The organism is Citrobacter sp. MNAZ 1397, from assembly GCF_023613995.1.
GTDB lineage: Bacteria > Pseudomonadota > Gammaproteobacteria > Enterobacterales > Enterobacteriaceae > Phytobacter > Phytobacter ursingii.
The window spans coordinates 363,346-377,936 of the sequence record NZ_JAKIVH010000003.1; the positions used below are offsets into that span (position 1 = coordinate 363,346).

The following is a 14,591-nucleotide window of genomic DNA, read 5'->3' on the forward strand; positions in this document are numbered from 1 at the left end:
AAGCTCACAAATGTTCGATATCGCTCATAATAGCAAAAGATCGCGCTTTTGGTAACATCAGAAAAACAATTTAGAGTGATATACATAACATAATGGTGTTTCTCCACCAGGAGGACGTACACTAAGCGGTAAACTTATGCAGCCTGCTTTTTCCGCCCTGATGTATACGGGAAGAAGCAGGCGTACCACCTGTCATACGTAAAAGAAAAGAGATCAGAATGGATCATTTTGTCTGTATTAATGTTGAAGAGGCCCACCAGAAACTGCAGCTTAAGCAGGCGGTTCTGGTCGATATTCGTGACCCGCAAAGCTATGCGATTGGCCATACGCCGGGCGCTTTTCATTTAACAAACGATACGCTCGGGGCGTTTATGCGTGAAACCGACTTCGATACCCCGGTCATGGTGATGTGCTACCACGGCAATAGCAGTAAAGGTGCGGCACAATACCTGCTCCAGCAAGGTTATGATTCGGTATTCAGCGTTGATGGTGGCTTTGATGCCTGGCACCGTCACTTTCCAGCGGAAGTCACGCAGGGATCCCTTTAGAGAGTGATGAATCTGCCGCTATACTGTGCTCTTTTCCGGAGACAAAGCGACCGCCAGCCATGTTGATGATTACATCATTTACCAACCCGCGCGTCGCCCAGGCGTTTGTCGATTACATGCAAACACAGGGCGTCATTCTTACGATTCAACACCACTCGCAAAGCGATATCTGGCTGGCGGACGAAAGCCAGGCTGAGCGCGTGAAAGCTGAACTGGCGCGTTTTCTGGAAAATCCCACCGATCCACGTTATCTCGCCGCAAGCTGGCAATCCGGAGAGACAGGCAGCGGTTTGCACTACCGTGGATTTTCTCTGCGCGCGGCGCTGCGGGAGCGCGGTGGGCCGATTACCCTCTCTGTCTTCGCGGCTTGCGTGCTGGTCTTTATCCTGATGAGTATGTCTGACGATCAGACCGTGATGGTCTGGCTTGCCTGGCCCTATGACGCCTCGCTGAAATTTGAAGCCTGGCGCTACTTTAGCCATGCGCTAATGCACTTTTCGCTGGTTCATATCATCTTTAACCTGTTCTGGTGGTGGTATCTTGGCGGAGCCGTTGAAAAACGTCTGGGAAGCGGCAAGCTGGTGGTGATCACGCTTATCAGCGCGTTACTGAGCGGCTTTTTACAGTACAAACTGACGGGCCCCTGGTTTGGTGGTCTGTCAGGTGTGGTCTATGCATTGATTGGTTATGTGTGGCTACGTGGTGAGCGAGACCCGGAACGCCCGGTCTGGCTGCCCCGTGGACTGGTTATTTTTACGGTCGTGTTACTGGTTGCTGACTGGTTTGGCATCTCAGCAGTGGATACGGCTATCGGCGCCCACACCGGCGGGCTGGTGATTGGCCTTGCGATGGCGCTGGTAGATACATTGAATGCGCGAAAACGAACATAATTATCCAGAGACATTTCATGAAACAAACACAACGTCATGACGCGATCATTGAACTGGTTAAACTGCAGGGATATGTCAGCACGGAAGAACTGGTAGAGCAATTCTCGGTAAGCCCGCAGACGATTCGCCGCGATCTTAACGATCTGGCTGATCAAAACAAAATCCTGCGCCATCACGGGGGGGCTGCGCTACCTTCCAGCTCCGTCAACACCTCCTGGCATGACCGTAAGGCAACGCAAACGGCGGAGAAAGAACGGATTGCCCGTAAAGTGGCCAGCCAGATCCCGAACGGCGCAACGTTGTTTATTGATATTGGAACTACCCCGGAAGCCGTGGCGCACGCGCTGCTCGATCATAGCGATTTACGCGTGGTGACTAACAATCTCAATGTGGCAAACACGCTGCTGAAAAAAGAAGATTTCCGCGTCATCCTCGCGGGCGGCGAATTGCGTAGCCGGGACGGCGGCATTGTCGGCGAAGCTACGCTGGACTTTATCTCTCAGTTCCGTCTGGACTTTGGCATTCTTGGTATCAGTGGCATTGACGCTGATGGTTCGCTGCTTGAGTTTGACTATCATGAAGTCCGCACCAAACGGGCGATCATTGAAAACTCCCGCCATGCGATGTTGGTGGTGGATCACTCGAAGTTTGGACGTAACGCGATGGTTAATATGGGCAGTATCAGCATGGTGAATGCAGTGTACACCGATACTATGCCACCTGCGGGCGTCATGCAGGTGATCACCAGTAATAACATCCAGTTAGAGTTATGCTGAGAGAAAGTGTCGGGCGGCGTTGCGCCAGCCCGACCTGAACTCAGACGCCATAGCCCATCATTTTCAGCAGCCGCTGGGCATGCAACACAGCATCCTGACGGTGAGCAACCCCCAGCTTCTGATACAAATTACGGATATGCGTTTTAATGGTGGTCGCCGCTACGGCGAGCTCACCGGCGATCTGCTCATTACTATAGCCTGAGTAAATAAGCCCCAAAACCTGCCACTCTCGCTGGGTTAACGGACTGGTACGGATAAGTTCCGGCACTTCCGGATGGTTCAGTAAACGTTCAACGAAGTTCTCATCAAAATGGGCGAACTTATGCCGGTGATGTTGGTTGATGTCGCGCAGAATACGCTGCGCGCGGTGCTGGTCCAGCTCCGGCAATGTGTTGAGTTGAATAAGCTGACGCAATTGCTGCGCCATCGCCTCGCCCTCTATGACAAAATGGCTGATAAACCCGGTGCGGTTGGCAAGCTGCAGCGCCTCAAGTAGCACACGCTGTGCGTCGTTTTTGCGTCCGGACTGCCAGTACAGCTGATTCAGTAACAGCAGGTTGCGATTCAAATCGCTCATCAGGCGCAGACTGCGGGCGTTCTCGTTAAGCTCTTCGAGGACCATTTCGGCCGGATCGAAATCACCGAGCAGAATTTGCGCTCTGGCGATATTACGCCACTGCCCTTGCAGGAAATGGTTATTAGCGAACTCCGGTTTAGGCGTCTGGCGAAGCCACTGTGCTGCGGATTTGCGATCCCCTGTCATGTTCCAGTAAATCACCCGAACCTTATCGGCGTTCGATACCCAATCGCTGTGATACTGACCGTTACCCAGCAAGTTTTCCAGACGATGCAAATGCGCGCGCGCGTTATCCAAATCGCCTCTTGCCAGCGAGTTTTGAATCACCAGCGCCAGACACTGTAACTGTTGCTGCGGCTGGAAGGAGGCGAGAACCTCCATCCCCTGGCGGGCGGCGGCCTCAGATTCGTCAAGGCGTGCCCAGGCCCAGAGCAACTGCGAACGAATGCGCAGTAAGAATTCGTGCATCGGCAGTTGTTCAAGATGCTGTTCGCGCACCAGGACAAACCCTTTTTCCTGGGTCTCCCAGGCGGCCTGCAGGAAGCCTTGCGCAAAAAGAATTTCGCTTTGCTGAATCAGGCTCCATAAGGCGTAGTGCCACACGTCGTGGCGGCGCGCCATCTGTTCGGTTTGCTGCATTAACGCCAGGGAGTTGGTGAGTTGCCCTTTGCAGTGCAGCACTTCGCCATGTACCGATGTGGCGACAATACGGCTGTAGTAATTGGCGAGCGGCAGTTCGTCGAGAGCGACCATGGCCAGACGTTCCGCTTCGACGGCGTCACCATCATTGATCGCGACCTGCGCGCGCAACGCGTTGAAATCACCGTGCAGGGAAGCATCCATTCGGGTGGTCATCTCCTGCTCGGCACGGGCCAGCAAGGTATTCACTTCACTGTAGCGATGCTGGCTTTGCATCAGCCAGGCCTGTAGCAGAACCAGGCGAGGGTTTTCCAGCAGGCTTTCCCACGGCAGCGCTTTCAGCGATGCTTCCAGCAGGCTGAGTTCGCTGTGATTGAACAACCCCCAGGCGTGATGCAACAGGATATCCCGCAACATGATACCGTCGCCCGCGGCCAGTGCGTGATGAATGGCTTCGCTGGGGAAACCCTGTGCCATCCAGCTTTCTGCCGCCGCGCGATGAATTTCCGGTAGTTCAGTCGCCAGTTCCCACTGGCAGCGCTGGCGCAGGAAATTGCCGAACAGCGGGTGGTAGCTGAACCACTCGCCGGAGTCATCCATGCGCTGCAGGAATAGCCCCTGGCGCTCAATTTCTTCCAGCCGCATCTGACCATTTTCTTCGCCAGTGACACGGACAATCAGCGCATCGTTCATAGAGCGCAATAATGAGCTTTTCAGTAAGAACAGGCGCGTACTGGCATCCACATTATCCAGCACCTCATCCACAAGATAGTCGGACAGGTGGCTGGCGTTGATCCCCGCCAGACGGCGAGCGGATTGCTGCGCGGCGCTGTGATTCTGGCGTACGGAAAGGGCAATGAGTTGTAGCGCAGTGGCCCAGCCGGCAACGTCATCACACAGGCGGCTGCTCTCTGCCGCTTCGATGGGCGAGGTCAGGCGACAATCGAAAAATTGCTTCGCTTCCTGATGATTAAAGGCCAGTTGATGGCTGCCGATCTCCAGCAGCTGTTCACGTACGCGCAGGTTGGCGATGCCTAACTGCGGTAAATTGCGCGACAGCACAATCAGCGTCAGGTTTTCTGGCTGATGGCGCAAGAAGAAGCGCATGGCTTCATGAATTACCGGGTTGGTGATGAGGTGGTAGTCATCAATCACCAGATAGAGCGCGCGTTGCCACTCTGCCAGTTCAATAAACAACTGGGCAAAGAGGGAGGAGAGGCTGGCGTACTGGCGTTTTTGCGCCATCACCTCACTGCTGACGCAATGCCCACCGGTGGCTTGCTGAATGGCCGCAATGAAATAGCTGGCAAAACGTTCCTGTTGGTTGTCGCCTTCATCCAGCGAAAACCAGCCGACGTCATTTTTACCGGAAGCCCATTGAGAAATGAGCGTTGTTTTTCCGTACCCTGCCGGGCTAGTGATCAGCGCAAGCCGAAAATTGTTCGCGCCGGAAAGTTTAGCCAGCAGACGCTCACGAACGACAGTATGGTCGAGGCGTACCGGGCGACTTAATTTAGACGGAATCAACATAGTTATCACTTCACTGTGAGGACATAGGGGAAAAACGATTTTTTTTGCGCTTCGTAATTAATATAAATAAAGTCGGATAAATTCCGAATTATTGCAAGTTATGTCCGGATCTGACGATTGTGAATTTGCACTATGTCACATTTCTATTTGAGTTGTGAATAAAGAGACAGTACCTGTGGCGAAAGGGCATGCAGCCCGATTTGCAGTAAGGCGGTTCAAAATAAGGCGAAATAGTTTTGCATGTTTTGGGGGCTTTAGTGGAATATTTCCCAAAATGGCGACGTAATCGCACAAATAGCAAAAGGCGAAATTATCATTTAAGAAAATATTATTTACTCAAATTATGTTGATGACGGGAGTGATAATTTCCCTGAAACAATATTTCATATTTTTGACTTTGTCCCCCGTCATCCCCCCTGTAAGTGAACGATGCGTTAACGTGTTTTTTCACGCCCCGTGAGGCAGCAAATGCTTGAAAAATGCTTAAAAAAGCAGCTAAGTTAAGGTGGCAGAGATCACATTTTTCGCTCATCCCTGCTGCTCCTCCCCGTTGAATCCCTGGCAGGATGAGGACGTCATTTCATGAGCCTGGCACACTAGCGCTAACGTTGTTTTTTCAATTACAGGATCCGAATTCTCTATGTCAAAGCCCACGTTTAACAAAGCGCAATTTGAAGCGGCCCTGACGCGTCAGTGGCAGCATTTTGGCTTGCACGCCGCCCAGGAGATGACCTCTCGTCAGTGGTGGCAGGCCGTGAGCGGCGCGCTGGCGGAATTACTGGTGGCACAACCGCTGGCTAAGCCTGCGAAAAACCAGCGCCATGTGAACTACATTTCGATGGAATTTCTGATTGGCCGCCTGACGGGTAACAACCTGCTCAACCTCGGCTGGTATCAAGAGGTGAGCGATGTTCTGCAGGAAAGCGGTATCAATCTGAGCGATCTGCTGGAAGAAGAGACCGACCCGGCGCTGGGTAACGGTGGCTTAGGACGTCTGGCGGCTTGCTTCCTGGACTCTATGGCAACGGTAGGCCAGTCTGCTACCGGGTATGGCCTGAACTATCAGTACGGTTTGTTCCGTCAGTCTTTTGACGATGGTCAGCAGAAAGAGGCGCCAGATGACTGGCAGCGTCGCAGCTACCCCTGGTTCAGCCATAATGCGCAATTGAACGTGCAGGTGGGCATTGGCGGCAAAGTGAGTAAAGACGGACACTGGACACCGGGCTTTACGATTGTCGGCGAAGCCTGGGATTTACCGGTCCTGGGTTATCGTAACAGCGTGGCACAGCCGCTGCGCCTGTGGCAGGCGACCCATGCACACCCGTTCGATCTGACCAAATTCAACGACGGTGATTTTCTGCGTGCCGAGCAGCAGGGCATTGATGCAGAAAAACTGACCAAGGTGCTCTATCCGAATGACAACCACCAGGCGGGCAAGAAGCTGCGTCTGATGCAGCAATATTTCCAGTGTGCCTGCTCCGTGGCGGATATTCTGCGTCGTCACCATCTGGCCGGACGCAAAATCGCCCAGTTGCCTGACTTTGAAGTTATCCAGCTTAACGATACGCATCCGACTATTGCGATCCCGGAAATGCTGCGCGTACTGATTGATGAACATCAACTGAGCTGGGATGACGCCTGGGCTATTACCAGTAAAACCTTCGCCTACACCAACCATACGCTGATGCCGGAAGCGCTGGAGTGCTGGGATGAAAAACTGGTAAAAGCGCTGCTGCCTCGCCACATGCAAATCATCAAACAGATTAACGATCGCTTTAAGGTACTGGTTGAGCAAACCTGGCCTGGCGATGAGGACGTATGGGCGAAACTGGCGGTGGTGCACAACAAGCAGGTTCGTATGGCCAACATGTGCGTCGTTGGCGGCTTCGCGGTGAACGGCGTTGCGGCGCTGCACTCCGATTTAGTCGTCAAGGATCTGTTCCCGGAATATCACCAACTGTGGCCAACAAAATTCCACAATGTCACTAACGGTATTACGCCGCGTCGCTGGATCAAACAGTGCAACCCGGCGCTGGCGGCATTGCTGGATAAATCGCTGAAAAATGAGTGGGCGAACGATCTCGACCAGTTGATTAATCTGGAGAAATTTGCCGACGACGCGAAATTCCGCGCGCAATATCGTGCCATCAAACAGGAAAATAAGGTGCAACTCGCGGCCTTCGTCAAGGCGCGTACCGGCATTGAGATCAATCCGCATGCGCTGTTCGATATTCAAATCAAACGTCTGCATGAATACAAACGCCAACATCTGAACCTGCTGCATATTGTGGCGCTGTATAAAGAGATTCGCGAAAATCCGCAGGCAGACCGCGTACCACGCGTATTCCTCTTCGGCGCGAAGGCCGCGCCGGGCTATTACCTGGCAAAAAATATCATTTACGCCATCAATAAAGTGGCCGAGGTAATCAATAACGATAAGACGGTGGGCGATAAGCTGAAAGTGGTTTTCCTGCCGGATTATTGCGTCTCGGCGGCAGAACGTCTTATCCCGGCGGCAGATGTATCCGAACAAATTTCTACCGCAGGTAAAGAAGCTTCTGGTACCGGCAATATGAAACTGGCGCTGAACGGTGCGCTTACCGTCGGTACCCTTGACGGCGCTAACGTCGAGATTGCTGAGCAGGTTGGCGATGAAAACATCTTCATCTTCGGTCATACCGTGGAAGAGGTGAAGGCGCTGAAAGCCAAAGGCTACGATCCGGTGAAATGGCGTAAGAAAGATAAGCTGTTGGATGCGGTGCTCAAAGAACTCGAGAGTGGCAAGTACAGCGGGGGCGACAAACATGCGTTCGACCAGATGCTGCACAGCATCGGTAAGCAGGGCGGCGATCCTTATCTGGTTCTGGCGGATTTCGCCGCCTACGTCGACGCGCAAAAACGGGTAGATGCGCTCTATCGTGATGAAGACGCCTGGACCAGGGCTACAATATTGAATACCGCACGTTGCGGCATGTTCAGTTCGGATCGTTCGATCCGTGATTACCAAACCCGTATCTGGCAGGCAAAACGCTAAGGAAACGCCATAGTGAGCAAACGTCTTGATAATGCCGCGCTGGCGGCGGGAATTAGCCCGGATTACATCAATGCGCATGGCAAACCACAGTCTATTGGTGCGGAAACCAAACGACGTTTGCTTGACGCTATGCATGCCGTTACCGCGACGCCTGTCGCGGTAACGCCGGTCCCGAATGTACTGGTTCATACCCAGGGAAAGAAGAAGTCATTGCCGATTGAGGGAAACGGCACTTTCAACTGGATAATCACCACCGAAGATGGCCAGCAACATAAGGGCCAGGTCGACGCGGGGAAAAATCTCACCCTGCCAGCGAAGTTGCCGCAGGGATATCATACGCTGACCCTGCGTCAAGCTGAGCAGAGCTGGCATTGTCGCTTAATTGTCACTCCAAAGCGTTGTTATGAACCGCAGGCCCTGCTGGAAGGGAAAAAACTCTGGGGGGCTTGCGTACAGCTTTATACCTTGCGATCTGAACGTAACTGGGGGATCGGTGATTTTGGCGATCTGAAAGTTATGTTGGGCGAGGTGGGTCAGCGCGGTGGCGCGTTTATCGGTCTGAATCCCATTCATGCGCTTTATCCGGCCAATCCGGAAAGCGCCAGTCCGTACAGTCCCTCTTCTCGCCGCTGGCTGAATATCATTTATATCGATGTTAACGCGGTAGAAGATTTTCAGTTGAGCAAAGAAGCGCAGGCGTGGTGGAAACTCCCTACGACGCGCAAGGCGCTGGACGCCGCCCGCGATGCGGAGTTTGTCGATTACGCTGGCGTAACGGCCCTCAAACTGGCGGCATTACGCCTGGCCTGGTTGCAGTTTTCACAGCGTAAAGACGATGACGATTTACGCGCTGCGTTTCATGCCTTCGTGAAGGAAGAGGGGGAAAGTCTTTACTGGCAGGCGGCGTTTGATGCACTACATGCCAACCAGGTGAAAGAGGATCCGCTACGCTGGGGCTGGCCTGCCTGGCCGGCAGGCTTTCAGTCAACCGACAGCCCGGAGGTCAAAGCCTTTTGCGATAGCCATGCCGATGAAGTGAATTTTTACCTGTGGTTGCAGTGGCTGGCATATACGCAATTTGCCGAATGCTGGCAGGAGAGCCAGAGTCACCACATGCCAATTGGGTTGTACCGGGATCTTGCCGTGGGCGTTGCCGAAGGCGGTTCGGAAACCTGGTGCGATCGCGAGCTGTACTGCCTGAAAGCTTCTGTGGGCGCGCCGCCGGATATTCTCGGGCCGCTGGGGCAGAACTGGGGGTTGCCGCCCATGGACCCGCATATTATCGCCGCACGGGCGTACGAACCGTTTATCGAGTTGCTGCGCGCCAATATGAAAAGCTGCGGCGCGTTGCGTATCGATCATGTGATGTCGATGCTGCGCCTGTGGTGGATCCCGTATGGCGAAACGGCGGATCACGGGGCGTATGTGCAGTACCCGGTGGACGATCTGTTGTCGATCCTGGCACTGGAAAGTCAGCGTCATCAGTGCATGGTCATTGGCGAAGATTTGGGGACCGTTCCGGTGGAAATCGTCGGCAAGCTGCGCGACAGCGGCGTTTACTCCTACAAAGTCCTCTATTTTGAAAATGATCACGAGAAGCGCTACCGTTCCCCCAAAGCCTACCCGGCCCAGTCAATGGCGGTGGCGACGACTCATGATTTGCCGACGTTGCGGGGATACTGGGAAAGTGGCGACCTGACGCTGGGTAAGACCCTGGGTCTGTATCCGGATGAAGTGGTGCTGCGCGGGCTGTATCTCGATCGCGAACTGGCAAAACAAGGGCTACTGGATGCGCTTCACGCTCATGGCTGTTTGCCAAAACGGGTGGGGCATAAGGCTTCCCGTATGCCGATGAGTGCGGTGCTTAATCGTGGGATGCAGCGCTATATCGCTGACAGTAATAGTGCGTTACTGGGGCTACAGCCGGAAGACTGGCTGGACATGGCCGGGCCGGTGAACATTCCGGGCACCAGTTATCAGTACAAAAACTGGCGGCGTAAGCTCGCCGTGTCACTGGAGAAAATGTTTGCGGACGAGAACGTCAACAAGCTGATCAAAGACCTGGATAAACGCCGGAAAGCGGCAGCGAAGAAGTAAATACAACGAACCCGCCATTCGGCGGGTTCTCTTTTAACAGCCAGTTAAATGGTAGAACTTATACCACCATTCCCAGCAGCAGACAGCCAACCAGACCGCAGACGGAGATAATGGTCTCCAGTGCGGACCAGGACTTCATGGTCTCCCCGATGGTCAGGTTGAAGTATTCCTTGAACAGCCAGAAGCCAGGATCGTTCACGTGAGAGAAAATCACGCTACCGGAACCGACCGCGATGACCATCAGCTCTGGGCTTACGCCGGTAGTGGCAATCAGCGGTGCGACAATCCCGCCTGCGGTAATGGCTGCAACGGTTGCAGAACCCAGGGCGATACGCAGTACGGCGGCAATTGACCATGCCATAAAGATTGGCGAGATATTGGTTTCATGCATCAGTGACGCGATGTATTTATCCACGCCGCTATCCACCAGAACCTGCTTGAAGGCGCCGCCACCGCCGATGATCAGCAGCATCATGGCAATGATTTTGATTGAGCTGGTCAGCGTCTCGTTGATGTCGTCCATGGAACGACCACGGTTCAGGCCGAAGGTGAAGACCGCAATCAGCACCGCAATTAAAGTCGCCATCACCGGATCGCCGAAGAACTCAGCGTAAGGCAGAATCGCATGACCTTTCGGCAACAGCATCTCAGCTACCGCACGCAGGGCCATCAGCACCACTGGCACCAGAGAGGTCCAGACGCTGACGCCAAAGCCCGGCATTTCTTCTTCGGTAAATGTTTTCTTATTGTACAGACCTTCCGGAATCGGCTTGTCGATGCCTTTCAGGAAACGGGCGTAGACCGGGCCGGCCAGTATAACGGTCGGGATACCGAGCAGCGTACCGTAGAGCAGGGTTTTGCCCATATCCGCATGGAAAATAGTGGCGATAGCGGTCGGGCCAGGGTGCGGAGGCAGGAAGCCGTGGGTAACGGAAAGCGCGGCCGCCATCGGGACACCCACATACAGCAGTGGGATACGGGCTGCTGCTGCGATAGTGAAAACCAGCGGCAGTAACAGAACAAAGCCCACTTCATAGAACAGCGCGAACCCCACGGTGAAGCCGGTCAGTACGACGGCCCACTGAATGTGTTTTTCGCCAAATTTCGCAATCAGCGTGGTGGCGATGCGTTGTGCGCCGCCGCAGTCCGCCAGCATTTTACCCAGCATGGCGCCGAAGCCCATGATCAGCGCAAGGCTGCCCAGCGTTCCGCCCACACCGGCTTTGATAGATTTGATGACTGCGTCCAGAGGCATGCCCTGCATCATACCGACGGCGAGTGCCACCAGGATCAGGGCGATAAATCCGTTCAATTTGAAGCGGATCATTAATAACAACAACAAGACTACACCGATAGCAACGATGACTAATGGCATGATTTACCTGGCCTTAATTTGTTATGGGTAACGTCAGTTTTTCAGCGGTTATTACAGGTTTTAGCCCTGTAAAACGAAGCGCTGGAGTACCGATATGCCTTACATCCCCTTTTTAAAAGGATAGCCGGATGTTTTTTATATTTTGGGTACTGGCACAGATGATACGGGTAACATTCATCAAAAGAGAATCACCCGGTGGGTCAAAATTTGCGAAGTGAGATGCCGGTCATACTCCAGGCTGGAAATGAATGCAAAAAAGAGAGGCGTTTATACGTGGAGAGATACAGGTAACATGCTCTCCCGTATCGGGAGAGCATAAAGCAAGAAGGGGCTTAGTAGTAGGAGTGCTCGCCGCGCTGGTGTTCGGTGAGGTCGCGTACACCTTTCAGCTCCGGGAATTCGTTAAGCAGCTGCTTTTCGATCCCTTCTTTCAGCGTCACATCGACCATTGAACAACCGTTACAACCACCGCCAAACTGGAGGATAGCGTAACCTTCATCAGTAATTTCCATCAGCGTGACGCGGCCGCCGTGGCCTGCCAGTTGCGGGTTAATCTGCGATTGCAGCAGATATTCAACACGTTCCATCAGCGGCGCGTCTTCGGACACTTTACGCATCTTCGCGTTGGGGGCTTTCAGGGTAAGCTGGGAGCCCAACTGGTCAGTGACAAAATCAATTTCCGCATCTTCCAGGTACGGCGCACTCAATTCATCGACATAGGCGGTCAGTTGTTCAAATTTCAGGGCGGTGTCAGTTGCTTCCACTGCATCTGGCGGGCAATAAGAGACGCCGCATTCAGCGTTTGGCGTGCCTGGGTTAATCACAAATACGCGGATTTGTGTCCCTTCTTCCTGATTTGCCAGCAGTTTAGCAAAATGCGCTTGCGCAGCGTCAGAGATACGGATCATAGCAATGGCCTAATAGTTGACTATTTTACTTGGTTATAATACGCCCATCATCGAGGGTCTACAAGGTTCGACAAAGGCACCATACCTGAACAGACGCCGCGCCGTTGCGCAGGAGCAACCGACTTATTTCCCCGACAGTGCTGCCAGTCGTGACGACATCATCCACGATAACCATATGGAGTCCCTGTACGGGCAATTCAAGGCGAAAGGCATTTTTCAGGTTGCGCTTGCGTAACCGGGCGCTGAGATGATGTTGTATGGACGTTGCCCGAATGCGGACAATAGCACTCTGTTCATAGCGACAGCCAAGCCAGTGATTTAGGGCGCGACAGAGCAGGTCACTTTGGTTATATCCTCTGCGCCACTGGCGATGCCGATAGAGCGGTACGCTGATAAGCATATCGGGCTTTTGCCACATCGGCGCCCTGCGGGCATTAATGACCGCCAGTACCAGCAGGCGTGCCAGCGCTTTTGCCATTTCGGGACGTCGCACAAATTTGAACTGGTGCACCAGCATACTCAATGGCAATGCGTAATCGCTGACCGCCACCAGGCGCTGCCATGGCGGCGGTTTTTGCAGGCATCTGCCGCAAGGCAATGTCTGGCTCGCTGCAGGCAAAGCACAGCACGGGCAAACGGAAAGGGGAGCAACCACCGCCCGGGTGCAGCAGGAGCACAATCCCCAGTGCGTTATCGCCAGCGGCATTCGACATAGCCAGCACAAGCCCGGCACTGTTAGCATGTTCACCCTCCCTGTTTTAAGCAAGAGAACGATAACTGATGAACAACATCTGGTGGGAAACCAAAGGCGAAGGAAATTGCCATCTTGTGCTGCTGCACGGATGGGGGCTGAACGCGCAGGTCTGGGATTGCATTGTGCCGCAGCTAAGCTCGCAATTTACACTGCATCTGGTGGATCTGCCGGGTTACGGGCGCAGTAGCGGATTTTCGGCAATGACATTGCAGGAGATGGCAGAGCGCGTATTGGCGCAGGCGCCGCAGCGCGCCATCTGGCTGGGCTGGAGCCTCGGCGGGCTTGTCGCAAGCAAGATTGCGCTTCTTGCCCCTGAGCGTGTCAGCGGACTGGTGACGGTCGCATCATCCCCTTGTTTTAGCGCGATGGATGAATGGCCTGGCATCAAACCTGATGTGCTGGCCGGTTTCCAGCGACAGCTCAGCGAGGATTTTCAACGTACGGTCGAGCGTTTTCTGGCCCTGCAGACGATGGGTACGGATACGGCCCGTCAGGATGCGCGACAGCTTAAGCAGGCGGTATTGTCGCTACCAATGCCCTCGCCAGAGGTGCTGAACGGCGGGCTGGAGATTCTGAAAACAGAAGATCTGCGTGAAGCGCTGGTCGGGCTGGACATACCCTTCTTGCGGCTTTACGGACGCTTAGATGGGCTGGTTCCGCGTAAAATTGTCGCCACCCTGGATGCGTGCTGGCCGCAAAGCCAGTCGCTGATATTTCCGAAGGCCGCCCATGCGCCTTTTATTTCCCACCCTGAGGATTTCTGTAGCGCTTTGATGAATTTTAATAATTTCGCCAGGTAATTATTGCGCCACCTGGAAAAAATGCCGCTTAACGACAATACTCAGAGCGTTGCTGCGGTTGGCTTATCTTTTTTACCGCAGCATCACAATCTAAAAAACCCGAGGAGAATCAAGTCTATGAAACTTGTTACAGGTATTGTTACATCTCTGGTGATTGGCTCCCTGTCGTTTGGCGTGATGGCAGCAAAGGAACTCGAAAAAGATAAGGTCGCGGGTATGAATCTGACGAAAGTCGGGACGATTAGCACGTCAGATACCTCGGCACCGATGGACGCGAAAAAAGAGCTGTCGAAAAAAGCGGATGAGCTGGGCGGCAAATATTTCGTCGTGACCAGTGGTCAGAAAAATGAAAAAGACATCCATGCCACGGCGGATGTCTATAAGTAATGTGATGAGCGGGTCGTCTGACCCGCTATCAGCATCCTGTCAGTGACCACCATTCACGCTCACAGGCCGATTTTCCTTCCGGGCATTTTTTACACTCGCCGCTGAGACAGCCATCCGCCTCTTCCTGAATACGTACCGCTTTGCCCATGGCTTCCATGCGCGACAGCATGGCATCGGCCATGGGTCGGGAGAGATGCAGCGCATTACAGAGCTGGCTGATTTCCATCCGGCCCTGTAAAGCAAGCATATCGCGAACCTCAATTAACGATGCCATGT

The 14,591-nt window shown here is 53.7% G+C and carries 13 protein-coding genes; 7 read left to right on the top strand and 6 right to left on the bottom strand.

Annotated features, from left to right (window positions below; genetic code table 11):
- The first annotated feature begins 218 nt into the window (after positions 1 to 218).
- From glpE to L2097_RS18915, 3 genes are read left to right on the top strand one after another with little or no spacing between them, the layout of a single operon-like run.
- A complete protein-coding gene (gene glpE / locus L2097_RS18905; RefSeq protein WP_047372809.1) occupies positions 219 to 548 on the top strand; it encodes a thiosulfate sulfurtransferase GlpE in 330 nt (109 codons plus the stop codon).
- 59 nt (positions 549 to 607) lie between these two features.
- A complete protein-coding gene (gene glpG, locus L2097_RS18910) occupies positions 608 to 1,438 on the top strand; it encodes a rhomboid family intramembrane serine protease GlpG (protein ID WP_085006295.1) in 831 nt (276 codons plus the stop codon).
- A 17-nt stretch (positions 1,439 to 1,455) separates the two neighbouring features.
- The gene (locus tag L2097_RS18915; RefSeq protein ID WP_047372811.1) at positions 1,456 to 2,214 is read left to right on the top strand and encodes a DeoR/GlpR family transcriptional regulator; all 759 of its coding nucleotides are present in this window, start codon (positions 1,456 to 1,458) and stop codon (positions 2,212 to 2,214) included.
- Positions 2,215 to 2,254: 40 nt separating this feature from the next.
- Here the strand turns inward: L2097_RS18915 and malT are convergent, their stop codons facing one another.
- Together malT and L2097_RS18925 are read right to left on the bottom strand one after the other, a co-directional pair.
- The gene (gene malT / locus L2097_RS18920; RefSeq protein WP_047372812.1) at positions 2,255 to 4,960 is read right to left on the bottom strand and encodes an HTH-type transcriptional regulator MalT; all 2,706 of its coding nucleotides are present in this window, start codon (positions 4,958 to 4,960) and stop codon (positions 2,255 to 2,257) included.
- A gap of 328 nt (positions 4,961 to 5,288) precedes the next feature.
- Complete coding sequence (locus L2097_RS18925) at positions 5,289 to 5,492, bottom strand: hypothetical protein (RefSeq protein ID WP_250353491.1); 204 nt, start codon at positions 5,490 to 5,492, stop codon at positions 5,289 to 5,291.
- A gap of 108 nt (positions 5,493 to 5,600) precedes the next feature.
- Here L2097_RS18925 and malP point away from each other — a divergent pair, with 108 nt between their 5' ends.
- Both malP and malQ read left to right on the top strand, forming a co-directional pair.
- Positions 5,601 to 7,994 (top strand): maltodextrin phosphorylase, encoded by a 2,394-nt coding sequence (gene malP / locus L2097_RS18930; protein WP_047372814.1) that lies wholly within the window; start codon positions 5,601 to 5,603, stop codon positions 7,992 to 7,994.
- Positions 7,995 to 8,003: 9 nt separating this feature from the next.
- Positions 8,004 to 10,091 (top strand): 4-alpha-glucanotransferase, encoded by a 2,088-nt coding sequence (malQ, locus tag L2097_RS18935; RefSeq protein WP_085006291.1) that lies wholly within the window; start codon positions 8,004 to 8,006, stop codon positions 10,089 to 10,091.
- Between the two features lie 58 nt (positions 10,092 to 10,149).
- On the opposite strand, the gene gntT is transcribed toward malQ, so the two are convergent.
- From gntT to gntX, 3 genes are all read right to left on the bottom strand, one after another.
- Positions 10,150 to 11,466 carry a gluconate transporter gene (gntT, locus tag L2097_RS18940; protein WP_142517319.1) on the bottom strand — a complete coding sequence of 439 codons (1,317 nt, stop codon included), beginning with the start codon at positions 11,464 to 11,466 and terminating at the stop codon, positions 10,150 to 10,152.
- A gap of 332 nt (positions 11,467 to 11,798) precedes the next feature.
- Positions 11,799 to 12,374, bottom strand: a complete 576-nt coding sequence (gene nfuA / locus L2097_RS18945; protein ID WP_041851371.1) for a Fe-S biogenesis protein NfuA — start codon at positions 12,372 to 12,374, stop codon at positions 11,799 to 11,801.
- Positions 12,375 to 12,432: 58 nt separating this feature from the next.
- Positions 12,433 to 13,116, bottom strand: a complete 684-nt coding sequence (gene gntX / locus L2097_RS18950; RefSeq protein ID WP_250353492.1) for a DNA utilization protein GntX — start codon at positions 13,114 to 13,116, stop codon at positions 12,433 to 12,435.
- Positions 13,117 to 13,154: 38 nt separating this feature from the next.
- On the opposite strand from gntX, the gene bioH reads away from it, so the two are divergent.
- Together bioH and L2097_RS18960 are read left to right on the top strand one after the other, a co-directional pair.
- Positions 13,155 to 13,928, top strand: a complete 774-nt coding sequence (gene bioH, locus L2097_RS18955) for a pimeloyl-ACP methyl ester esterase BioH (RefSeq protein ID WP_250353493.1) — start codon at positions 13,155 to 13,157, stop codon at positions 13,926 to 13,928.
- Positions 13,929 to 14,045: 117 nt separating this feature from the next.
- Positions 14,046 to 14,315, top strand: a complete 270-nt coding sequence (locus L2097_RS18960) for a YdgH/BhsA/McbA-like domain containing protein (RefSeq protein ID WP_047372818.1) — start codon at positions 14,046 to 14,048, stop codon at positions 14,313 to 14,315.
- 28 nt (positions 14,316 to 14,343) lie between these two features.
- On the opposite strand, the gene feoC is transcribed toward L2097_RS18960, so the two are convergent.
- On the bottom strand, positions 14,344 to 14,589 hold the full coding sequence (gene feoC / locus L2097_RS18965; RefSeq protein WP_047372819.1) for a [Fe-S]-dependent transcriptional repressor FeoC: 246 nt from the start codon (positions 14,587 to 14,589) through the stop codon (positions 14,344 to 14,346).
- Positions 14,590 to 14,591 lie beyond the last annotated feature (2 nt).